At 67.6% G+C, this 19,740-nt stretch carries 21 protein-coding genes; 7 read left to right on the top strand and 14 right to left on the bottom strand.

Annotated elements, in window-relative coordinates:
• Positions 1 to 109: 109 nt before the first annotated feature.
• Both FA90_RS05000 and FA90_RS04995 read left to right on the top strand, forming a co-directional pair.
• Positions 110 to 1,393 carry an SGNH/GDSL hydrolase family protein gene (locus FA90_RS05000; protein WP_051971439.1) on the top strand — a complete coding sequence of 428 codons (1,284 nt, stop codon included), beginning with the start codon at positions 110 to 112 and terminating at the stop codon, positions 1,391 to 1,393.
• Positions 1,394 to 1,520: 127 nt separating this feature from the next.
• The gene (locus tag FA90_RS04995) at positions 1,521 to 1,916 is read left to right on the top strand and encodes a hypothetical protein (protein ID WP_036166540.1); all 396 of its coding nucleotides are present in this window, start codon (positions 1,521 to 1,523) and stop codon (positions 1,914 to 1,916) included.
• Positions 1,917 to 2,032: 116 nt separating this feature from the next.
• Here FA90_RS04995 and FA90_RS04990 read toward each other — a convergent pair whose 3' ends face one another.
• Positions 2,033 to 3,193: a glycerate kinase gene (locus tag FA90_RS04990; protein ID WP_036166537.1), complete on the bottom strand. Its 1,161-nt coding sequence runs from the start codon at positions 3,191 to 3,193 to the stop codon at positions 2,033 to 2,035.
• A 34-nt stretch (positions 3,194 to 3,227) separates the two neighbouring features.
• Positions 3,228 to 4,568, bottom strand: coding sequence for an MFS transporter (locus tag FA90_RS04985; protein WP_051971438.1), 1,341 nt, complete (start codon positions 4,566 to 4,568; stop codon positions 3,228 to 3,230).
• Between the two features lie 224 nt (positions 4,569 to 4,792).
• Here FA90_RS04985 and FA90_RS04980 point away from each other — a divergent pair, with 224 nt between their 5' ends.
• The gene (locus tag FA90_RS04980) at positions 4,793 to 5,974 is read left to right on the top strand and encodes a sugar diacid recognition domain-containing protein (protein ID WP_036166533.1); all 1,182 of its coding nucleotides are present in this window, start codon (positions 4,793 to 4,795) and stop codon (positions 5,972 to 5,974) included.
• A gap of 15 nt (positions 5,975 to 5,989) precedes the next feature.
• Here FA90_RS04980 and FA90_RS26210 read toward each other — a convergent pair whose 3' ends face one another.
• The 4 genes from FA90_RS26210 to FA90_RS04965 all read right to left on the bottom strand — a co-directional run bounded on the left by FA90_RS26210 (position 5,990) and on the right by FA90_RS04965 (position 8,208).
• Positions 5,990 to 6,142 (bottom strand): hypothetical protein, encoded by a 153-nt coding sequence (locus FA90_RS26210; protein ID WP_156116592.1) that lies wholly within the window; start codon positions 6,140 to 6,142, stop codon positions 5,990 to 5,992.
• A gap of 55 nt (positions 6,143 to 6,197) precedes the next feature.
• Complete coding sequence (locus FA90_RS04975) at positions 6,198 to 6,602, bottom strand: hypothetical protein (protein ID WP_197065247.1); 405 nt, start codon at positions 6,600 to 6,602, stop codon at positions 6,198 to 6,200.
• Positions 6,603 to 6,692: 90 nt separating this feature from the next.
• Positions 6,693 to 7,448: a Mut7-C RNAse domain-containing protein gene (locus FA90_RS04970; protein ID WP_036166530.1), complete on the bottom strand. Its 756-nt coding sequence runs from the start codon at positions 7,446 to 7,448 to the stop codon at positions 6,693 to 6,695.
• A gap of 4 nt (positions 7,449 to 7,452) precedes the next feature.
• Positions 7,453 to 8,208, bottom strand: a complete 756-nt coding sequence (locus FA90_RS04965) for a DUF72 domain-containing protein (RefSeq protein WP_036166528.1) — start codon at positions 8,206 to 8,208, stop codon at positions 7,453 to 7,455.
• A 90-nt stretch (positions 8,209 to 8,298) separates the two neighbouring features.
• Here FA90_RS04965 and trxC point away from each other — a divergent pair, with 90 nt between their 5' ends.
• Positions 8,299 to 8,739 carry a thioredoxin TrxC gene (trxC, locus tag FA90_RS04960; RefSeq protein WP_036166525.1) on the top strand — a complete coding sequence of 147 codons (441 nt, stop codon included), beginning with the start codon at positions 8,299 to 8,301 and terminating at the stop codon, positions 8,737 to 8,739.
• A gap of 95 nt (positions 8,740 to 8,834) precedes the next feature.
• Positions 8,835 to 9,197 (top strand): membrane protein, encoded by a 363-nt coding sequence (locus tag FA90_RS04955; protein WP_036174211.1) that lies wholly within the window; start codon positions 8,835 to 8,837, stop codon positions 9,195 to 9,197.
• Between the two features lie 77 nt (positions 9,198 to 9,274).
• On the opposite strand, the gene FA90_RS04950 is transcribed toward FA90_RS04955, so the two are convergent.
• From FA90_RS04950 to phaC, 4 genes are all read right to left on the bottom strand, one after another.
• Positions 9,275 to 10,459, bottom strand: a complete 1,185-nt coding sequence (locus tag FA90_RS04950) for a cystathionine beta-lyase (protein WP_036166523.1) — start codon at positions 10,457 to 10,459, stop codon at positions 9,275 to 9,277.
• Between the two features lie 13 nt (positions 10,460 to 10,472).
• A complete protein-coding gene (gene rimO, locus FA90_RS04945; protein ID WP_081933652.1) occupies positions 10,473 to 11,966 on the bottom strand; it encodes a 30S ribosomal protein S12 methylthiotransferase RimO in 1,494 nt (497 codons plus the stop codon).
• A gap of 105 nt (positions 11,967 to 12,071) precedes the next feature.
• Complete coding sequence (gene phaR, locus FA90_RS04940; protein ID WP_036166520.1) at positions 12,072 to 12,641, bottom strand: polyhydroxyalkanoate synthesis repressor PhaR; 570 nt, start codon at positions 12,639 to 12,641, stop codon at positions 12,072 to 12,074.
• 242 nt (positions 12,642 to 12,883) lie between these two features.
• Positions 12,884 to 14,713, bottom strand: coding sequence for a class I poly(R)-hydroxyalkanoic acid synthase (gene phaC, locus FA90_RS04935; protein ID WP_036174207.1), 1,830 nt, complete (start codon positions 14,711 to 14,713; stop codon positions 12,884 to 12,886).
• A gap of 50 nt (positions 14,714 to 14,763) precedes the next feature.
• Here phaC and FA90_RS04930 point away from each other — a divergent pair, with 50 nt between their 5' ends.
• On the top strand, positions 14,764 to 14,955 hold the full coding sequence (locus FA90_RS04930) for a hypothetical protein (protein ID WP_036174205.1): 192 nt from the start codon (positions 14,764 to 14,766) through the stop codon (positions 14,953 to 14,955).
• Between the two features lie 25 nt (positions 14,956 to 14,980).
• Here FA90_RS04930 and pgeF read toward each other — a convergent pair whose 3' ends face one another.
• Both pgeF and FA90_RS04920 read right to left on the bottom strand, forming a co-directional pair.
• Positions 14,981 to 15,775, bottom strand: a complete 795-nt coding sequence (pgeF, locus tag FA90_RS04925) for a peptidoglycan editing factor PgeF (RefSeq protein ID WP_036166517.1) — start codon at positions 15,773 to 15,775, stop codon at positions 14,981 to 14,983.
• Complete coding sequence (locus tag FA90_RS04920; RefSeq protein WP_051971437.1) at positions 15,775 to 16,803, bottom strand: RluA family pseudouridine synthase; 1,029 nt, start codon at positions 16,801 to 16,803, stop codon at positions 15,775 to 15,777. Before FA90_RS04920 ends, pgeF begins: the two co-directional genes overlap by 1 nt.
• 140 nt (positions 16,804 to 16,943) lie before the next feature.
• Here FA90_RS04920 and FA90_RS04915 point away from each other — a divergent pair, with 140 nt between their 5' ends.
• Entirely contained in the window at positions 16,944 to 17,792 is an 849-nt protein-coding gene (locus tag FA90_RS04915; protein ID WP_036166511.1) for an outer membrane protein assembly factor BamD, read from the top strand.
• 105 nt (positions 17,793 to 17,897) lie between these two features.
• Here FA90_RS04915 and FA90_RS04910 read toward each other — a convergent pair whose 3' ends face one another.
• Positions 17,898 to 18,896 (bottom strand): hypothetical protein, encoded by a 999-nt coding sequence (locus FA90_RS04910; protein WP_036166508.1) that lies wholly within the window; start codon positions 18,894 to 18,896, stop codon positions 17,898 to 17,900.
• Positions 18,897 to 18,953: 57 nt separating this feature from the next.
• Positions 18,954 to 19,724, bottom strand: a complete 771-nt coding sequence (gene yaaA / locus FA90_RS04905) for a peroxide stress protein YaaA (protein ID WP_036166506.1) — start codon at positions 19,722 to 19,724, stop codon at positions 18,954 to 18,956.
• Positions 19,725 to 19,740: the final 16 nt, after the last annotated feature.

Here is a 19,740-nt window from a genome sequence, read left to right as displayed (position 1 = left end):
GATCCAGCGCAAGCGCACCTCTGCGTTTGCGCTGCGTTGCGCTCACCCGGCGCGAATAGATTGTCCTCATGCGGCGGCGCTTTGCCGCCACGCCCATCGGAGGACGACCATGTCGACGCAATCATACGACCCCGCGCAAGCCGCCCGGCGCGCGTTCCTGCGCACCGGCCCGGCGGCGGCAGCGGCCCTCGCGCTGGCGCCGGCCGCCTCGCATGCCAGCCCGGGTCCGCTCGAGGCCTGGTTCGCAACCTGGGGCGCGGCCCCGGCCGGTCCGCCGGCCTCGTCCGGCATGCTGGCCTTGTGCAACCAGACGCTGCGCCTGATCGTCCACGCCAGCGCCGGCGGCAGCCGCGTGCGCGTGCGGCTGAGCAACGAGATGGGCGCCACACCGCTTCGGATCGGCGCCGCCGGGATCGGCCTGCGTTCGGGCGGCGCCAGCCTGGTCGCCGGCAGCGCGCGCGGCCTGCTGTTTTCAAACCGCGCGAGCGCCGTGATTCCGCCCGGCGCCGCCCTGCTGTCCGATCCGGTCGACCTGGACTTCCCGGCCTTCGCCGACCTCGCCATCAGCCTGTACCTGCCGGACAACGTGCAAGCCACGACCACGCACGACATGGCGCAAACCTATTGCTACGTGTCCAGCGCGGGCAACTTCGCCACGGCGCCGGCGCTGCCGGTGCAGAGCACCATCCAGTCCTGGCCCTTCCTGGCCGAGGTCGACGTCGCCGCCAATGCCGCCGGGGCTGACAGCGGCGGCGCCAGCGTCGTCGCGCTGGGCGATTCGATCACCGACGGTGCGCGCAGCAGCGGCAACCTCAACCGCCGCTGGCCGGATTACCTGGCCCAGCGCCTGCAGTGGGCGCGCCCGGCCGGCAGCATGCCGATCGGCGTGGTCAACCGCGGCATCTGCGGCAACTGCATGCTGACGGAATACGCCAGCGCACTGATCGCCGGGCACTCGGCGGCGGCGCGCTTCGACCGCGACGTGCTGGCCACGGCCGGGGTGCGCTGGCTGGCACTACTGATCGGCATCAACGACATCGTCTACAGTCCTGCGTTCAGCCCGATTCCGGCGGCGGACATGACGGTCGGCTATCTGCAACTGGTCGCACGCGCACGCACGCGCGGGATCGCCGTGCTGGGCGCCACGCTGACGCCGTTCGAAGGCCTGTCCTACTACCTGCCGGCGCGCGAAGCGGTGCGCAGCCAGGTCAACGACTGGATTCGCAACAGCGGCAGCTTCGACGCGGTCGCCGACTTCGACCTGGCGCTGCGCGATCCGAACCAGCCGACGCGCCTGAACCCGGCCTACGACAGCGGCGACCACCTGCATCCGAACGACGCCGGCTACGCCGCGCTGGCGCAAGCGGTGCCCTTGTCGTTCTTCTCGACCTGAGCAAGCCGTGCAAAACGCACGGCGTTCGCGCAGCTTCTATTTCGGAAAGTGGATAGCTGTAACCGCTTGTAAAACCCGGAGCGCACGCGGCCGAAAGGTCTATGATTAGCACCTGAGGAGAACCGCCATGAAAAAGCTCGCTATCATCATCGCATCCATGGCCGCGCTGAGCGGCTGTGCAACCTACTATCCGGCCCCGGCCTACGCGACCCGGGCTTATGCGCAACCTGACGCCAACGGCTGGCAAGTGACGTCGGTGACCCCGGTCGCACCGGGCACCGGCGCCGCGGTCGCCGCCAACGGCAACGCCGGCGCCGTCAGCTACAGCGGCGCGCCGAGCGTGGTCTACGCGCCGTCGCCGGTGTATTCGCCGGCCCCGGTGTACGCCGCACCGGTGTACGACCCGTACTGGTACCCGCCAGTCAGCATCGGCCTGGGGTTCAGCTTCGGCAACTGGTGCTGCCACGGCGGCCACTACGGTGGTTACCGCGGCGGCTATCGCGGCGGCTGGCGTCACCGCTGATCGCTTGACGTTTATCGCTTGACGTCCGGCTACCGGACCCGCCTCGAGCGGGTCCCGGGTTGGACGAATGCGGCACGATAGAGGCTGCGCCTTCGGGCGCGGCCTTTTTTTTTGCCTCAGCGCCCCAGCCGCCCGCCCAGGCGCAGCAAGGCGGCGACGTTGCGCGCCGCATGGCGCAGGTTTTCCTCGCCCGCCGCCAGCGCTTCGGCGACGCTGCACGGCCGCGTCACCGCCGCGCTGACCGCCTCGATGCCGTGCGCATGGACCGCGCCGGCGTCCGCCGCCAGCGAGCCGGCGATGCCGATCACGGGCACGCCGTGGCGCGCCGCCACGCGCGCCACGCCCATCGGCGTCTTGCCGTTGACGGTCTGGCCGTCGATGCGGCCTTCGCCCGTCACCACCAGGTCCGCCCCGGCCAGCGCGCCGGCCAGCCCGACCGCCTCGGTGACGATCTCCACGCCCGGGCGCATGCGACCGTTCAGGAATACCATCATCGCCGCCGCGATACCGCCGCCGGCGCCGGCGCCCGGCACCTCGGCCACGTCCTGGCCCAGGTCGCGCTCGACGATCGCGGCGTAGCGGCGCAGGTTCGCGTCGAGCTGCGCCACCACCTCGGGCGTGGCGCCCTTTTGCGGGCCGAAGATGGCCGAGGCGCCGTTCGGGCCGACCAGCGGATTGGCGACATCGCTGGCGACCTGGAAGTCGCTGTCGCGCACGCGCGCGTCCAGCGCCGAGGCGTCGATGCGCGCCAGCTGCGCCAGTGCGCCGCCGCCCGCTCCGATCTCGCCGCCGCCGCCGTCCAGCAGGCGCACCCCGAGCGCCTGCAGCATGCCGGCCCCGCCGTCGTTGGTGGCGCTGCCGCCCACGCCGAGCACGAAGCGGCGCGCGCCGGCGTCCAATGCATGCAGGATCAGTTCGCCGGTGCCGCGCGTGGTCGTCACGAGCGGATCGCGGCGCGCCGGCGGCACGCTTTCCAGGCCGCTGGCGGCGGCCATCTCGATCACCGCCAGCAGGCCTTCGCCGCCGTCGCGGTCGTCGACCAGGCCGTAGAAGGCGTCGACCGGCTCGCCCAGCGGCCCGGTCACGCGCACCGCGGCGCGGCGCCCGCCGGTGGCGTCGATCAGCGCCTGTACCGTGCCTTCGCCGCCGTCGGCGACCGGCACTTTCAGGTACTCGGCGTCGGGCCACACTTCACGCATGCCGGCCTCGATCGCGGCGGCGACCTGCAGCGCCGACAGGCTCTCCTTGAACGAATCGGGCGCGATGACGATTTTCATGGGTCGGGTTTCCAAAAGCGTTGTCGAAGTCGTGTCAGCGGTTCACCAGGCGCGCCGGCATGCGCATCACCAGCACCGCGCCCACCAGCAGCACGGTCGACAGGATGTACAGGGCGAGGTCGGTGCTGCCGGTCCGGTCCTTGATCCAGCCGACCAGGAAGGGGCTGAGGAAACCCGCGATCTGGCCCAGCGAATTGATCAGCGCCAGGCCGCCGGCCGCCGCTGCGCTGCCCAGGAAGGCCGCCGGCAGCGGCCAGAACATCGGCAGGCCGGTCAGCGTGCCCATCGTGGCCAGGCTCAGGCCGATCATCACGATGACCACGTTGTGCGAGAAGTTCGCCGCCAACAGCAGGCCGACCAGGCCGGTGACCAGCGGCAGCGACAGGTGCCAGCGGCGCTCGCGGCGCGCATCGGCCGAGCGTCCGACCAGCACCATGAACACGCCGGCGCACAGGTAAGGCAAGGCACTCAGCCAGCCGACCGTGACCGGATTGGCGAAGCCGAGCGCCTTGATGATCGAGGGGAGCCAGAAATTGATCGCGTAGACGCCCATCTGGATGCTGAAATAGATCACCCCGAGCATCCACACGTGGCCGTTGCGCAGCACCGCGGAAAACGAATGCACGGCGTGGCTGCCGGCGCGGCGCGCCTGTTCGTCGGCGTCCAGGGCCGCCTGCATCGCCGCCTTTTCCTGCGGCGCCAGAAAGCGCGCACCCTGCAGGCTGTCGGCCAGGTAGAAGAACAGCGCGACGCCGAGCAGCATCGTCGGCACGCCCTGCAACAGGAACAGCCACTGCCAGCCGGCCAGGCCGCCCTGGCCGCCGCTGAAATGGGCCAGCATCCAGCCCGACAGCGGTCCGCCGATCAGGCCGGAGACGGGAATCGCGGACATGAACAGCGCCATCACCTGGCCGCGCTTGTGCGACGGGAACCAGGCGCTGAAGTAGTACACCATGCCCGGGAAAAAGCCGGCCTCGGCGACGCCGGTCAGGAAGCGCAGCACGTAGAACGAGACCGAGCCGGTCACCAGCAGCATCGCCGCGGACAGACCGCCCCACAGGATCATCATCAGCGCGATCCAGCGGCGCGCGCCCAGCTTGTGCAGGATGAGGTTGCTCGGCACGCCGCTGGTGACGTAGCCGACGAAGAAAATGCCGGCGCCCAGGCCGTACACGGTCTCGCTCAGGTGGAGCGCGTCGAGCATCTCCAGCTTGGCGAAGCCGACGTTCACCCGGTCCAGGTAGTTGAACAGGTAGCAGATGAAGATGAAGGGGATCAGGCGCCAGGTCGCCTTGCGGTAGCCGCGCTCGAGGGCGCCGGTGTCGGCGAACCCGCCGGCGGGGTGGGCGGCGCCCGTGCTCGTGCCGTTGTTCATATAAGTCTCCGTGATGTCCGCCGTGGGTGGTCTGGAATATTCGCCGGCGTCGCCTCATATTATGATGAAAGCGTCATCGCCACGCGTCGGCGCCGTGCACGAGTTTGCGCGAACAGTGCCGGGTCATTTTGGGCATCGGCACGAATTCGACGCCGTAGCGAGGGGGCCGCCCGCAGTCAGTGTTGTCGCTTGGCACAAAACTGGCCGACGTGTATCGTGCAGGGATGGTCAATCTCAGCCCCGCCCTCGCGCACGACATCGTCGCGCGCACGATGCGCATCATCCCTTTCAACGTCAACGTCATGGACGCGCGCGGCGTGATCCTGGCCAGCGGCGACGCCGCCCGGGTCGGCCAGCTGCACGACGGCGCGCTGCTGGCGCTGGCGCGCAAGGCGACGGTCGAGGTCGACGCTGCCTCGGCGCCACGCCTGCACGGCGCCCGCCCGGGCGTCAACCTGCCGCTGATGGTCGCCGGCCAGCTGTGCGGCGCGGTCGGGTTGAGCGGCGCGCCGGACGAGGTGCGCCAGTTCGGCGAACTGGTGCGCCTGACCGCCGAGATGATCCTGGAACAGGCCGGCCTGGCCGGCGAATTGCAGCGCGATACGCGTTACCGCGAAGCCTTCGTGCTGAACCTGATCCGCGACGATCCGGAAGGCAGGCCCGAACGCGAAGCGTGGGCACGCCGCCTCGGCCTGGACCTCGGGCGTACCTGGCTGATGTTCGTGCTCGAACTCGATGCCGGGAGCGGCGGCGAGGAAGCAACGCTGGCCGGGATCCAGCGCCTGCAGCTGCAATGGCTGGCGCAGCGCCCCGATCTGCTGTGCGCGACCGTCAGCCCGACCGAGATGGCGCTGCTGGACGCGTTCGATGCCGACCCGCGCGCGCTCGAAACCCAGGCGCGGCGCCGTCACCAGGCCCTGGCGGCGCTGGTGCGCGATGCCTGCGCCCTGCCCTTCACGCTGACCATGGGCCTGCCGCTGCCCGGTCTGGAGGGCGCGGCGGTGTCCTACCAGAGCGCGCGCGCGGCGGCGCGCATCGGCCGGCGCCGCCAGGCTCAGGGCGCGCCGGCCATCAAACGGGGCGATGCCGGACTGCAGCTCAGCTACTACGACCTGGCCCTGCCGGTGCTGCTGTCGCACCTGGACGCCGGCTGGCAGGCCGACCAGCTGCGCCAGCCGATGGCGCGCCTGGCGCGCGAGCGCAGCAGCGCGGCGCTGCGGCGCACCCTCGACGTCTGGTTCGAGAACGACGGCGCCGCGGCGCAAACGGCGGCCGCCCTGCACATCCACCGCAACACGCTCGACTACCGCCTGCGCCGCATCGAAGCCCTGACCGGCCTGGCGCTCACGCGCATGGAAAACCGGCTGCTGCTGTACGTGTCGGCCCTGCTGTCGCCGCCGAACTGACGGGCGCTCGGACGCTTACAGTGCGCTTCCCTTGATGTGGGCGATCGGCCGCCGCAGCCCGAAATCGGATTCCTCCCGCTTGCCGTCGCCGGCGGCGCGGCCAGTCGCGGTGGCCAGCACCGACTTGCCCGGCGCGACGATACCGGTCTTGCAGCCGGCCAGGATCATGGTTGGGTACGGGGCTTTGCGGAGGCAGTCGGCGCCCGCCTGAGCAGCGGTCGAACTATTGGCCGAACAGGTCGCGCGAATCCAGGATCGCATAGGCGATCGCCGGCTCGCGCTCGAGCAGCTTGCGCACCGCCCCCGGCACCGACTGGCGCACTTTCTTGCACAAACCGGGGCGGTCTTCCAGGCGGATGACGATGCCGCGCAGCGTGCGCACCTCGTTCGGTCCCGGCTCGATGACGAGCGTGGTGCCGAGGTTGCGCTCGACCGCCGCCTGGAGCTTGCGCAGCTGCTCGTAGCTCGTGATCGTCGCGATGCGTTCCAGCAGAAGCTGTTCCTCGAGGCGGGTCAGGCGCAGCGGGCGGATGTCGGCGTCGGGCTCGACCAGCAGGCGGTCGCGGTCGCAGACGCAAGCGCCTGGCGGACATTCGGTACGGATCGGTATGGAAACTTGTTGCAGCATGGGTTCAAGTGGTCGACAACTGCAGACGATCTCAATGTAGCGCAGTGTAAAACAGAAAGGGCGCGACGGGCGCAGGCGAACTCGACCCTGTCAATCCTCGCCAGCACGCGCACCGGCGGCGCTGTCCAGCATGCCCGCCATGCGCTGCCAGTGCGAGCCTTTCCAGTACACGCGCCGGCACACGTCGCAGGTCGAGAATTCGTGCTGCACGGCGCGCACCAGCGGCGGCAAACGGTCCAGCACTTCCTCTTTCGCGGCGATGCGCAGCGGCGCGTTGCAATGCAGGCACAGCGTGAACGGCCGCGCGCGCTCGGCCAGGCCGAAACGCTCGAACAGCTCGCGCAGCTGGTCCTGGGGCTTCAGGGCGCGCACGTAGGCGCCGTATTCGACCGCGCGGCGCTTGAGCAGTTCGCGGTTGCGGGTCAGCACGATGCGGCCTTCCTCGAGCGCGCGCGCCTCGACGGCGCCGTCATCGAATTCGTTGTCGTAGATGGTGTCGAACCCGGCCATTCGCAAGAGCCGCGCCAGCCCGCCCAGGTGGGCATCGGCGACGAAACGCAGGCGCCCGGGCGGCCGCGTGGCGATGCGCGCGGTGTCCGTCACGTCCAGGCTGGAAAAGCGCGGATAGACGGCGATGCGGTCGCCGTCCCCGAGGATCGTGTCCAGCCCGGTCGAGACGCCGTTCACCAGGATCAGCTCGACCTCGGTGTGCGGCACCCCGAGCGCTTCGATCATGTGCTTGGTGGTGGCGTCGCGCGCGCAGGCCGTGTCGAACTCGCGCCCACGCCGCTCGCGCGCGAGGAAATCGTTCAGGCCATCGTAGAAACGGAAGGTGGCGCAGACCATCGACTCAGTCTCCGGACAGCACCCCATGCAAGACCTCGAGGGCATTCGGCACCGCGGCGAACGCCGCCGTATTGTCGAAGATGCACCAGCAATCGGCCCCGTCGCGCACGCGTGCCGCCACATCCTGCTCGACCCGGCGCAGCGTCTCGCGCGGATAGTTCGAATAGTAGATCCTCGGCGAACCGTGCAGGCGCAGGTAGCCGGCGGCGGTGGTCGGCACATGCGGGCCGGGCTGGCCGGCGGCCGGGTCGGCGATCACGCGCGTCACCTGCGCCTCGCGCAGCACCTCGGTGGCGGCGTCGCCGAACCAGGTCGGATGGCGCGCCTCGAGCGCCAGCATGCAACCGAAGCGCGCGCGCAGGCGCGGCAGGAAATCGCGCACCACCGCCTCGTCGAAGGCGCCGCTGGGCGGCAGCTGGACCAGTACGCAGCCGAGCTTGTCGCCCAGTTGCCCGGCCTCGCCGGCGAACCGGTCGAGCAAGGCGTCGGCCTCGCGCAGCCTGGCGTCGTGGGTGATGGTGCGCGGCAGCTTGACCGAAAAGCGAAATCCGTCGGGCGTGCTGGCGGCCCAGCGCGCGTAGGTCTGCGGCTGGTGCGGGCGGTAGAACGACGAGTTGATCTCGACCGCCGGCAGCACGGCGGCGTAGCGCTCGAGCTGGCTGCCGTCCTCCGGAAACGCGTGCGCGATGTCCTTGTGGATGCCCCAGCCGGCGCAGCCGATCAGGCGCCGGCCCGGCGACGGTGTTTGCAATTGGCTCATCGATCCCCATCTGTGCTGTCGATGATTGATTCTAGGGCGTAAGCGCGGTCGCCGTCGCACGCCAATCCATGCACGACAAGGAGAAAAGATATGGCCGAACCCAAGCACATCGTCTGCCCGCACTGCGACGCCGTCAACCGCGTCGCCGTCGATCGCCTGGGCGACCAGCCGGTCTACGGCAAATGCGCCAACGCGCTGTTCGGCGCCAAGCCGACGGACGTGAGCAGCGCGCGCTTCGACAAGCACGTCAGCCGCAACGACATCCCGGTGCTGGTCGACTTCTGGGCCGCCTGGTGCGGGCCCTGCCGCATGATGGCGCCGGCCTACCAGCAGGCCGCCGGCCGGCTCGAGCCGAACGTGCGCCTGCTGAAGGTCGACACCGAAGCCTCGCAAGACCTGGCGGCGCGCTACGGCATCCGCAGCATTCCGACGCTGGCGCTGTTCCAGGGTGGGCGCGAGGTCGCGCGCCAGGCCGGGGCGATGGATGCCGGCAGCATCGCCGGCTGGGTGCAATCGAAGATTGGCGCCTGAGCCGGTTTGAAACGCGCCACGGCACGCACGATTTACGGTATCGTAATGACAATCCCGCGCCTTTGAGCGCAGCTGCAACCACTATGGAGTACCGCATGGCCCAGGAACTCGTCTATGAACGCGGCATCGAGGATGCCAAGCAGTTCGCGCGCATCCTCTACATCGCGCACGCGCTCACCTTTTTCTTTTCGCTCGGCACGCTCTCGATCCTGGTGCTGATCGTGAACTACGTGCGCCGGCCGGAAACGCTGGGCACGATGGTGTATTCGCACCATACCTGGATGATCCGCTCGTTCTGGTTCTACGCGCTGTGGATGATCGTCGGCGGCTTCGTCTGGATCACGTTTATCGGCATCCCGATCGCGATGGCGATCTGGGGACTGGCGTGGCTATGGATGGCCTACCGCATCATCCGCGGCTTCATGGACCTGAACAACAACCGGGCGATGCCGGTGTAAAAAAAGCCGGCATCGCGCCGGCTTTTCTTTTACAGATTAAGCTTACAGCTCGACTTTACAGCTTATTTACAGCTTATTTACAGCTTACCCAGCGCCTGCTCGATGTCGGCGATCAGGTCATCCGGATCTTCAAGGCCGATGTTGAAGCGCACCAGGATGCCGGCGTCGGGCCAATCCTTGCGCATCGCCTGGATGCGGTATGGCACCGCCAGGCTGTGCGTGCCGCCCCAGCTGAAGCCGATGCCGAACAGGGCCAAGGCATCGACGAAGCGGTCGGTTTGCTCTTCCGTGTAGCGCGGGTCGAACAGCACCGAGAACAGGCCGCCCGCGCCGGTGAAGTCGCGCTTCCAGTTCGCGTGGCCGGGGCAATCCTCGAAGGCCGGATGCAGCACCTTGGTGATTTCCGGACGCGCCTTGAGCCAGCCTGCCACCTTGCGCGCCGCCGCGTCGTGCGCGTCGAAGCGCAGCTTCATGGTCTGCAGGCCGCGCAGCACCAGGTAGACGTCGTCCATGCCGACGCCCATGCCCAGGCGCATGTGGGCCATGGCGATGCGGTCGTTGAGCTCGCGATCGCGCGTGATCACCGCGCCCATCAGCACGTCCGAGCCGCCCGACTGGTACTTGGTCAAGGCCTGCATCACGATGTCCACGCCCAGCTCGAAACCGTTCAGGGCGATGCCGGCCGCCCAGGTATTGTCGAGCGCGACCAGCACGCCGCGCTGTTTGGCCGCCGCGCAGATCGCACGCAGGTCCGGCACTTCCATCGACACCGATCCGGGCGACTCGGTCCAGATCAGCTTCGTATTCGGCTGGATCAGGTCGAGAATGCCGGCGCCGATCATCGGATCATAAAAGCGCGCGCTGATGCCGAAGTCCTGCGTCAGCCAGCGCCCGAGTTCGCGGTTCGGGTTGTAGACGTTATCCGGCAGCAGGACGTCGTCGCCGGTCTTGAGCAGCGCCAGGTCGACCATCGAGATCGCCGCCAGGCCCGACGGCGCCAGCAGGCAGTGCTCGCCGCCTTCGATCTCGGCCAGGCGCGCTTCCAGCGTGAAGCTGGTCGGCGTGCCGTGCAGGCCGTAGGTATAGGCGCTCTTGTCCTTCCAGTCGCCCGAGCGCATGCTGGCCACGTCCTTGAACAGCACGGTCGAGGCGTGGTGGATCGCGGTCGGGTACGCCGCGAAGCCTTCCGGCGGGCGGTAGTCGCTGTTCTGCAGCGCGGTCTGCAGCGCGGTCTGGAGCGACTTCGGGAGCGACTTTTTCATGATCGGGTCCTTGTCAAGCCACCGTCGCCCACAGGTCGTGCGCGTCGGCCTTGGTCACGACCACGTCGATGAACTGGCCGACCACCGGCTTGGCCTTGCCCGGCGCGAGCGCGCGCTTGATGTGGACCACGCCGTCGATCTCCGGCGCATCGGCGCGCGAACGGCCCAGCGCTTCGCGCGGGCCAACCTCGTCGACCAGCACGCGGATCGTCTTGCCGATCTTGGCTTGCTGGCGCTTGAGCGAAATCTCTTCCTGCAGCAGCATCACGCGCGCGCGGCGTTCCTCGCGTACCGCTTCCGGCACCGGGTTGGCCAGCTCGTTGGCCGTCGCGCCCTCGACCGGCGAGTAGGCGAAGCAGCCCAGGCGGTCGATCTGCGCCTCGCGCAGGAAGTCCAGCAGGTATTCGAATTCTTCTTCGGTCTCGCCCGGGAAGCCGGCGATGAAGGTCGAGCGGATCACCAGGTCCGGGTTCATCTTGCGCCAGGCGAGGATGCGGTCCAGGTTCTTTTCGCCGCTGGCCGGGCGCTTCATGCGCTTGAGGACGTCCGGATGCGCGTGCTGCAGCGGGATGTCCAGGTAAGGCACGACGTGCTCGCCCATCAGCGGAATCACCTGGTCGACGTGCGGATACGGGTAGACATAGTGCATGCGCACCCAGGCGTCGTGCTGCCTGGCGAGCTTGCCGAGTTCTTCCATCAGTTGGGTCATGTGGGTCTTGACCGGACGGCCGTTCCAGAAGCCGGTGCGGAACTTGACGTCGACGCCGTAGGCGCTGGTGTCCTGCGAGATCACCAGCAGTTCCTTGACGCCGGCCTTGAACAGGTTCTCGGCTTCCTGCAGCACCTCGTGGACCGGGCGCGAGACCAGGTCGCCGCGCATCGACGGGATGATGCAGAAGCTGCAGCGGTGGTTGCAGCCTTCGGAGATCTTCAGGTAGGCGTAGTGCTTCGGGGTCAGCTTGACCCCGTGGTCGGGCACCAGGTCGATGAACGGATCATGCGGCTTGGGCAGGTGCTGGTGCACCGACTCCATCACTTCGGTGACGGCATGCGGACCGGTCACGGCCAGCACCTTCGGGTGCACCTTGGTGATCAGGTCGTCGCCTGCGGCATCCTTCTTGGCGCCCAGGCAGCCGGTGACGATCACCTTGCCATTCTCGGCCAGCGCCTCGCCGATCGCATCGAGCGATTCCTGCACCGCGGCGTCGATGAAGCCGCAGGTGTTGACGATGACCAGGTCGGCGCCCGCATACGAGTTGGCGGTCTCGTAGCCTTCCGCGCGCAGCTGGGTCAGGATCTGCTCGGAGTCGACCAGCGCCTTCGGGCAGCCGAGCGAGACGAAGCCGACCTTGGGTGCGGCGCCGCCGGCCAGCACGGGCGCAGGCGGAATCGCGGCGGCGTTCGGCGCGACTTCGATGGCGCCGGTGACCGGGTCGAGGGTCGTGACGTCGGCGCCATGGGCGACAGGATGAGATGCGGGGAGCGGATTGCGGCGGAGTTCAGGCATGGGATTGCGACGAAAATTCTGGGCAATCCGCGATTGTACAGGATGTGGGGACTTGCGGAGAACCGGGGGCCGATTTTGCGACAGCTACCCCGGCGCGAACCCGGCTTACTTCTTGTCGGTGTTGGGCGGCACGCCGAACGGGAAGCTGCCGAACATCGCCTTGCTCTGGCTCTGCATCTGTTCCTGCATCTGGATGAACAGGTTCTTGCTCTGGTCGATGTAGCTGTTCATCATGCCCTGCATCATCGGGCCCTGGATGTTCATGAACTGGGTCCACATCTCGGTCGAGAACGGCTTGCCTTCGAGCGCGCCGGCGCCGGCGGTGGAGTTGGCCAGGAACTTGTTCTGGATATCGGTGAAGGCCTGGACGTTCTTTTCCAGGTAGGAGCCCATCATGCCCTGCATGGCGTGACCGTAGTAGCGGATGATCTGGGACAGCACGCTGCTGGAGAACATCGGCGCACCATTCGCCTCTTCCTCGAGGATGATCTGCAGCAGGATGCTGCGGGTCAGGTCTTCGTTGCTCTTGGCGTCCACCACGGTGAACTCGTCGGCGTCCAGCACCAGCTGCTTGACGTCCGACAGCGTGATGTAGGAGCTGGTCTGGGTATCGTACAGCCGGCGGTTCGGGTATTTCTTGATCAGGCGTTCAGCACTTTTTTTCGTACCACTCATCTCATGTTTCCATTGTGTGCGCCGTGGGCGCTTTCTTATGCGGCAGCGCAGGGATCGCCTGCGTCGTCTCCGAATCCAAGAGGATAGGCTTCAAAAATACCACGTTGCGAACGCAGGTGCAGCATTTATTCTATGAACAAAGGAATTATTTTTCTTGCAATCTATTGCACCACAACGGTGCCGAGCGCGGCCGCGCGCACGCGCACGTGACCGACGACGGCCGCCCCGCCCTGCGCGTGGTGTCAGTCGGCGCGTGCCTTGACGTAGCGTCCCGGCGCCGCCTCGATCGGCTGGTAGCGCGCACTGCCGGGGGTCGCGCGCGCGGTCACGTCCTCGCCGCCGTACTGGGCCAGGAAGCGCGCCCACTCGGGCCACCAGCTGCCCTTGTGTTCGGTGGCGCCGGCCATCCACTCGGCGGCGCTGTTCGGACGATTGCGCCCCGTCGCCTCGTTGACCCAGTAGCTGCGCTTGTTCTTGGAGGCCGGGTTGATCACGCCGGCGATGTGGCCCGACGCGCCCAGCACGAACCGGTTGGGCTGCGGGTCCTGTTTGCCCTGCTTCGGGTTCAGCAGCGTGGTCGACGCGAACGCCGCTTCCCACGGTACGATGTGGTCTTCGCGCGAACCGTAGATGAAGGTCGGGCAATCGATCTTGCCGAGGTCGACCGGTACGCCGGCGACCGTCAAGGCGCCCGGCACCTTCAGCTTGTTTTCCAGGTACGTATTGCGCAGATACCAGCAATACATCGGCCCCGGCAGGTTGGTGCTGTCGGCGTTCCAGTACAACAGGTCGAAGGCCGGCGGCGTCTTGCCTTTGAGGTAATTCTGCTGCACGTAGTTCCAGACCAGGTCGTTCGGGCGCAGCGACGAGAAGGTCGTGGCCAGGTCGCGCCCCGGCATCAGGCCGCCGCGCGCCAGCGTCTGCTCGCGCAGCATGACCTGGGTCTCGTCGACGAAGACGTCGAGCACGCCGGTGTCGGAAAAGTCGAGCAGCGTGGTGAACAGGCTCAGGCTGTTGGCCGGGTTCTGCCCCTGCGCCGCCAGCACGGCCAGCGCGGTCGCGGCGATGGTGCCGCCAACACAGAAGCCGAACACGTTCACCTTTTCCTGCGCAGAAATTTCGCGCACGACGCCCAAGGCTTCGATCGCACCTTTTTCGACGTAATCGTCCCAGGTGACGTTGCCCATGCTCGCGTCCGCGTTACGCCAGGACATCATGAACACCGTATTGCCCTGCTCGACCAGGTAGCGCACCAGCGAGTTTTCCGGCTGCAAGTCGAGAATGTAGAACTTGTTGATGCAAGGCGGCACCATCAACAGCGGCACCGCGTGCACCGTTTCGCTGCTCGGGGTGTATTGGATCAGCTGGAAGAGTTCGTTTTCGAACACGACCGTGCCCGGCGTCACGCCGACGTTGCGGCCGACTTCGAACGCCGATTCGTCCGACTGCGAAATGCGGCCCTTCTGCAGGTCGCTCAGCATGTTCTGCAGACCTTTGCTCAGGCTTTCGCCGTTGGTCTCGATCATTTTCTGCTGGGCTTCCGGATTCGTCGCCAGGAAGTTCGCCGGCGACACCGCATCGACGATTTGCTGCACCGCGAAGCGGATCTTCTGCTTTTCGCGCGCAGGCGCCTCGATCGCGTCGGCCATGGCCAGCAGGAATTCGGAATTCAACAGGTAGGACGCCACGCTGAACGCCGACATCGGGTTGGCGCTCCATTCCGCCGCAGCAAAGCGCCTGTCGCGGAACGCGGGGATCTGCCCGGTCATGAGCTCCTGCCACAGCCTGGCGGCCTTCTGCAGGTAGTCGTTGCGCAGCGCGTCCAGCTTGGCGGGCGAGAGCATCGCGCCGGCCTCGCCGAGCATGCGCATCACCGGGGCCATGGCGGCGGCAGGATTGGCCGCATTTGCAGCCGCTGCTGCAGCCCCGTCCGTGGCCCCAGCAGCGGCCCCACCAGCGGCGCCGCCGAGTCCCATGGGCGCCGTCATCCAGGCTTGCCAGGCGGCGGGATCGGAAAACTGTGACATCCAGTTCGGCACAAGCATCTGCGAAAAGGCTTCAGGCGTATTCATGACGGCGTCCATTGATTAGAATCGAGTGATTGCTTCGGAGGGCCTTTCTCATGTGGATCGTCGCCATAGGATGGATGTACGTCGTGACCCTGATGGCGGCAACCGAGCCGACCGTGGTTGGCGGCATTATGACTTTTTTCGGATATGGCGTGTTGCCTTTGTCAATCGTCCTCTACCTGGCCGGCGGCCGGCGCCGGCGCGCAGCCGCACGCGCCAAAACCGCCGCTCCGCCGGAAAGCTGAGCAGTATGCCCGCGAGCCGCCCGTCTTATTTGATCCAGATCAGACTTGCCTGACGCCCGCTGGCTGCGCCGTCGCGGCGATAGGAATAGAACGCTTCACGCTCGGTGAAGGTGCAGCGCTCTCCGCCCGCGACGCGCGTCACGCCCGCGCGCGCGAGCAGGCGGCGCGCCAGCCAAACCATGTCGGCCAGATACTTGCCTTCGCGTCCGGGATAAGGCCGGAAGCCCTGCTGCGCGTCGCCATCGGGCAGCGCGCGCTCGAACGCGGCCAGGACGTCGGGCCCGACTTCGAAGGCGTCCGGCCCGATCGCCGCGCCGAGCCAGGCGGTGATCTCGCCCGCGCCGGCCGCGCGCATCGCCGCCAGCGTCGCCTGCAGCACGCCGCCGGCCAGGCCGCGCCAGCCCGCGTGCGCGGCGCCGACCACCTTGCCGTCGAGGCTGGCGAACAGCACCGGCAGGCAATCGGCGGTCAGGATCGCGCTGACCACGCCGGGCGCCGTCGCGATGCTGGCGTCGCCTTCCAGCGTCGGCCCGCCCGCCTGGACCGCGGCGGCATCGACCACCGCGATACCGTGCACCTGGCGGATCCAGGCCGGCCGGCCCGGCAGCGCCGCGCCCAGGCGCGCGCGGTTGGCGAGCACCGCCTCGGGGTCGTCGCCGGTGTGCAGGCCCAGGTCGAGGCCGCCACCCCCGCGGCCATCGTCATACGGCGCCGCGCTGACGCCGCCGGCGCGCGTGGTCGCCAGCGCGCCGACATTGGCCGGCAGGTCCGGCCAGAACGGCCGGATCAGGACGGCCTCGAGCACGTCGGGCTCCAGCATCAGATCGCTTCCGGTTCCTCGATGCCGGCCTGCTCGAGCAGTGCGGCGAAATCGGCGGCCAGCGGGACCACCCATTCCATGTGCTGGCCGGTGGCCGGATGGCTCAGGCCGAGGCGGCGCGCCTGCAGCGCCTGGCGATGGAAGAAGCTGCGCAGGTGTTGTTTGCCATACACGGCGTCGCCGACCAGGCTGTAGCCGATCGACTGCATGTGCACGCGGATCTGGTGCGTGCGGCCGGTTTCCAGGCGGCACTGGACCAGGCTCACCGGACGGCGCTCGAGTTCGCCGCTTTCGATCCATTCGTAATGCGTGATGGCCGGCTTGGCCGACGGGCTGTTCGACACCGCCATCTTGGTGCGCTCGTGCGCGTCGCGGCTGATCGGCGAATTGATGGTGCCGAACGGACGCGGCGTGCCCCACACCAGCGCCAGGTACTCGCGCTTGACGCTGCGCGCCTGCAGCTGGCGCACCAGGTCGGTCTGGGCGGCCAGGGTCTTGCCCACCACCATCAGGCCGCTGGTATCCTTGTCCAGGCGGTGCACGATGCCGGCGCGCGGCACCGAGACCAGCTGCGGGCAGTGGTGCAGCAAGCCGTTGAGCAAGGTGCCCGACCAGTTGCCCGAACCCGGGTGCACGACCAGCCCGGCCGGCTTGTTGACGACGATGATGGCATCGTCCTCGTAGACGATGTCCAGCGCGATCGCTTCCGGGGTGAACGCGGTGTCCTCGGGCGCCGGTTGCGGCGACACCACGACGGTCTCGTCGCCGTAGGCGGTGTTCTTGCCCTTGGCCGGCTTGCCGTCGACCGTGATGTGGCCTTCCTCGAACCACTGCTGCAGGCGGCTGCGCGAGAATTGCGGCACCAGCGCGGCGACCACCTTGTCGAGGCGCTGGCCGCAGTGCTCGGGGTTCAGGGCCAGGGTGATCGGACCGGCGTCGAGTCCGCCGGAAGCGTCTCCTCCGCCGGTGTCGAGCTCCGTGTCGAGATCGGTGTCGAGATCATCGTCGAGGTCGGGGTCAAAAGGCATTTCCGCCGAATTCGGCGCAGCAGTTAATATCACGGTAGTCCCATCAGCTATAATCAGCTGTTCGTTGAATCTCAGGAACGTCGACAGCCGCCGAAGCGCGCGTCGGAGTCCTTTCGGTAAAAACTCTTTTGCAAAAAGCTATGCAAAAAAAATTGTCTGTGTTGGTCGTGACGTGTGCCCTGCTCGGTTTGTCCGGTTGCGGTCTCTTTTCCAAGAGTACGGACGAGAGCAAGAACGTGTCAGCGTCGAAATTATACGCTGACGCGCAGGATGAAATGTCGGGCGGCCACTACGAAGCCGCCATCAAGCTGTACGAGAAACTGGAATCGAACTACCCGTTCGGCACTTACGCGGCCCAGGCGCAGATGAATATCGCCTACGCCCACTACAAGGCCAACGACCAGGCCGAGGCGCTGGCGGCGGTCGAGCGTTTCATCAAGCTGCACCCGAATCACCCCCAGGTCGACTACATGTACTACCTGCGCGGCCTGATCAACTTCAACGACCAGCTCGGTTTCATGAACTTCATCTACGCGCAGGATCCGACCGAGCGCGATCCGAAGGCGACGCGCGAATCCTTCGCCGCGTTCAAGGAACTGGTCGACAAGTTCCCGAACAGCAAATACGCGGCCGACTCGATCGCGCGCATGAACTACCTGATCGACGCGATGGCATCGTACGAAGTGCACGTGGCGAACTATTATTACCGCCGTGGCGCCTACCTGGCCTCGCTGAACCGCGCCCAGAGCGCCGTCACCCAGTTCAGCCAGGCGAACGCGCGCGAGGAAGCGCTGTTCCTCATGATCCGCTGCTACGACAAGCTCGGCATGTACGACATGCGCGACGATACCCAGCGCATCTTCGCCAAGAACTACCCGGACAGCCGCTTCATGGGCGGCAAGGGCTCGGGCGACGCGCCGTGGTGGAAGTTCTGGTCGAAGTGGGGTCCGGAGCCGTCGCCGAAGGATGCGCTGGAGGCGCCGCAGTAAGCGGCATTAAGCCGCAGTGAGTCGCGGCCGGTTCTGATACCCTCGCACGACGCCCGCAGCCGCGGGCGTTGTTTTTTTTGCGCGCCCGGTTCGTTCAGCGTGGACTTATTTCGCCGCCGGCAGCCGCTCCACCATATGCTCGATGGCGGCGGCCCACGATTCGCGCCCTGCCAGGTAGGGCTTCCAGTCGCCCTCGACCGAGGCCATGTAGCCGGCCCAGGGCCTGGCGTACAGGCCGCGCTGCTCGGCATACTGGACATAGGCGATGTTCTCGCGCGCCAGCGCTTCGCTCACCGCCGCGCCGACCGTATAAAAGTGCAGCACGTGCCACAGCTCGGAATCGGCGTCGCGCCCGCGTTCGTGCGCGCGCGCGGCGATCGCTTCTTCGAGGCGCGCGGACGTCTGCACGTGGGCGGCCTCGTGGTACAGCATCTCGAGCGAGGCCAGGTTCTGGTACTCGGGCCGCCCGGACGGGATCACGATCTGGGTATCGGTGTAGCCGCCCTGCCGTGTCCCGGTCTCGGACACCAGGTCGACGCGCACCGGCCGCGCCGGGAAACCGGCCTCCAGCGCCCGTTCGACGCGCGCCTGCACCTGGGCGCCGTAGCGGGCGTCGAGCGCGGACACGCGCGCGATCCAGGCGCGGTTGGCTGCATCGTCATGGGCCCAGGCCAGGCGCGCATACGCGGGAGCGGCGAGCGCCAGTGCGTCGGCCAGACCGTGCGGCAGCATCAGGCCGTGCGGATCACGCCGGGCGTCGTCGCCGAGGCTGAGCGCGCGCTTGATCGCGGCCATGTCTTCGCCAAACATCATGTCGCTGTCGGCGTAGTGCGCGCGATAGAAAGCCAGCGCGCCACGGATGGCATCGGCCTCGCCGGCGGTCGCGGCGGCCAGGGCCACGGCTTCCTGTTTCGGGTGGACCGCCAGGTTATACAGGTAGTGGTGCAGGTTGAGCAGGAAGCCGCTGTGGTAGTCGAAGCGGACGCGCGCATGCGCTGCCGCCTGCGGTGTTGCCGCCGCCGGACCGGCCTGTGCCGGCGCGGCGCCCGCCCGCGGCGTGCTCAGGGCCAGCGCCAGGGCGAAGGCAGGGACGAGGATTTTCATCCCCTCCATATTACGCAAGCACGCAGGCTCAACATGCGCACATTGTCACGCCGCCCCTCAGGCCTCCTGGCGGCGCCGGAACACCCAGTCGCGCTCGCTCGACGCCTCGGGCACGAAAGCGTAGCCGTCGACGTCGAAGTCCTTGAGCGCCTGCGGATCGGTGATCCCGCGCTCGGCCGCGTAGCGCGCCATCATCCCGCGTGCGCGCTTGGCGAAGAAGGAGATGATCTTGTATTTGCCGTTCTTCCAGTCCTCGAACACCGGGTTGACGACCGCGACGTCCAACAGCTTCGGCCTGACCGACTTGAAGTACTCTTCCGAGGCCAGGTTGACCAGCACGGACGCGGCAGCGTCCCGGGCGTCGGCGTTGAGCGCCTCGGTGACGCGCTCGCCCCAGAAGTCGTACAGATTCTTGCCGCGCGCATTTGGCAGCCGGGTGCCCATCTCCAGCCGGTAGGGATGCATGCCGTCGAGCGGACGCAGCAGGCCGTACAGGCCGGACAGGATGCGCACGCGCGCCTGCACCCAGTCCAGCGCCGCCGGCGCCAGCGTGCGCGCATCCAGGCCGGTGTAGACGTCGCCGTCGAAGGCCATGACGGCCTGGCGCGCCTGGCCATGGTCCGGGTGCCAGTCGGCGTAGCGGGTCACGTTCAGTACCGCCAGCGGGTCCGAGATGGCCATCAGCGCGCCCACCTGGGCCGGCGAATAGGGCTTGAGCACGTCGATCAGCGCGCTCGCATGGTCGATGAAGCGCGGCGTGGTGCGCTGCCGGGTGGTCGGGGGCGAGTCGAGGTCGAGCGATTTGGCAGGAGAAAGGACGATCAGCATGGTCGAAAAAACGGTA

The organism is Massilia sp. 9096 (genome assembly GCF_000745265.1).
GTDB lineage: Bacteria > Pseudomonadota > Gammaproteobacteria > Burkholderiales > Burkholderiaceae_D > Telluria.
Note: the sequence above shows the minus strand (reverse complement) of the source record. Positions and strands in the feature narration are given on the sequence as shown.

Excerpts from the sequence above, each read along its gene's own strand:
- FA90_RS04980 (WP_036166533.1), top strand. The coding sequence starts at position 4,793 with ATGGTCAATCTCAGCCCCGCCCTCGCGCACGACATCGTCGCGCGCACG.
- FA90_RS04990 (WP_036166537.1), bottom strand. The coding sequence starts at position 3,193 with ATGAAAATCGTCATCGCGCCCGATTCGTTCAAGGAGAGCCTGTCGGCG.
- FA90_RS04970 (WP_036166530.1), bottom strand. The coding sequence starts at position 7,448 with ATGGTCTGCGCCACCTTCCGTTTCTACGATGGCCTGAACGATTTCCTC.
- FA90_RS04915 (WP_036166511.1), top strand. The coding sequence starts at position 16,944 with ATGCAAAAAAAATTGTCTGTGTTGGTCGTGACGTGTGCCCTGCTCGGT.
- yaaA (WP_036166506.1), bottom strand. The coding sequence starts at position 19,724 with ATGCTGATCGTCCTTTCTCCTGCCAAATCGCTCGACCTCGACTCGCCC.
- FA90_RS04995 (WP_036166540.1), top strand. The coding sequence starts at position 1,521 with ATGAAAAAGCTCGCTATCATCATCGCATCCATGGCCGCGCTGAGCGGC.
- phaC (WP_036174207.1), bottom strand. The coding sequence starts at position 14,713 with ATGAATACGCCTGAAGCCTTTTCGCAGATGCTTGTGCCGAACTGGATG.
- FA90_RS05000 (WP_051971439.1), top strand. The coding sequence starts at position 110 with ATGTCGACGCAATCATACGACCCCGCGCAAGCCGCCCGGCGCGCGTTC.
- pgeF (WP_036166517.1), bottom strand. The coding sequence starts at position 15,775 with ATGCTGGAGCCCGACGTGCTCGAGGCCGTCCTGATCCGGCCGTTCTGG.
- FA90_RS04930 (WP_036174205.1), top strand. The coding sequence starts at position 14,764 with ATGTGGATCGTCGCCATAGGATGGATGTACGTCGTGACCCTGATGGCG.
- FA90_RS04965 (WP_036166528.1), bottom strand. The coding sequence starts at position 8,208 with ATGAGCCAATTGCAAACACCGTCGCCGGGCCGGCGCCTGATCGGCTGC.
- FA90_RS04975 (WP_197065247.1), bottom strand. The coding sequence starts at position 6,602 with ATGCTGCAACAAGTTTCCATACCGATCCGTACCGAATGTCCGCCAGGC.
- FA90_RS26210 (WP_156116592.1), bottom strand. The coding sequence starts at position 6,142 with ATGATCCTGGCCGGCTGCAAGACCGGTATCGTCGCGCCGGGCAAGTCG.
- FA90_RS04955 (WP_036174211.1), top strand. The coding sequence starts at position 8,835 with ATGGCCCAGGAACTCGTCTATGAACGCGGCATCGAGGATGCCAAGCAG.
- FA90_RS04950 (WP_036166523.1), bottom strand. The coding sequence starts at position 10,459 with ATGAAAAAGTCGCTCCCGAAGTCGCTCCAGACCGCGCTGCAGACCGCG.
- FA90_RS04920 (WP_051971437.1), bottom strand. The coding sequence starts at position 16,803 with ATGCCTTTTGACCCCGACCTCGACGATGATCTCGACACCGATCTCGAC.
- trxC (WP_036166525.1), top strand. The coding sequence starts at position 8,299 with ATGGCCGAACCCAAGCACATCGTCTGCCCGCACTGCGACGCCGTCAAC.
- rimO (WP_081933652.1), bottom strand. The coding sequence starts at position 11,966 with ATGCCTGAACTCCGCCGCAATCCGCTCCCCGCATCTCATCCTGTCGCC.
- phaR (WP_036166520.1), bottom strand. The coding sequence starts at position 12,641 with ATGAGTGGTACGAAAAAAAGTGCTGAACGCCTGATCAAGAAATACCCG.
- FA90_RS04910 (WP_036166508.1), bottom strand. The coding sequence starts at position 18,896 with ATGAAAATCCTCGTCCCTGCCTTCGCCCTGGCGCTGGCCCTGAGCACG.
- FA90_RS04985 (WP_051971438.1), bottom strand. The coding sequence starts at position 4,568 with ATGAACAACGGCACGAGCACGGGCGCCGCCCACCCCGCCGGCGGGTTC.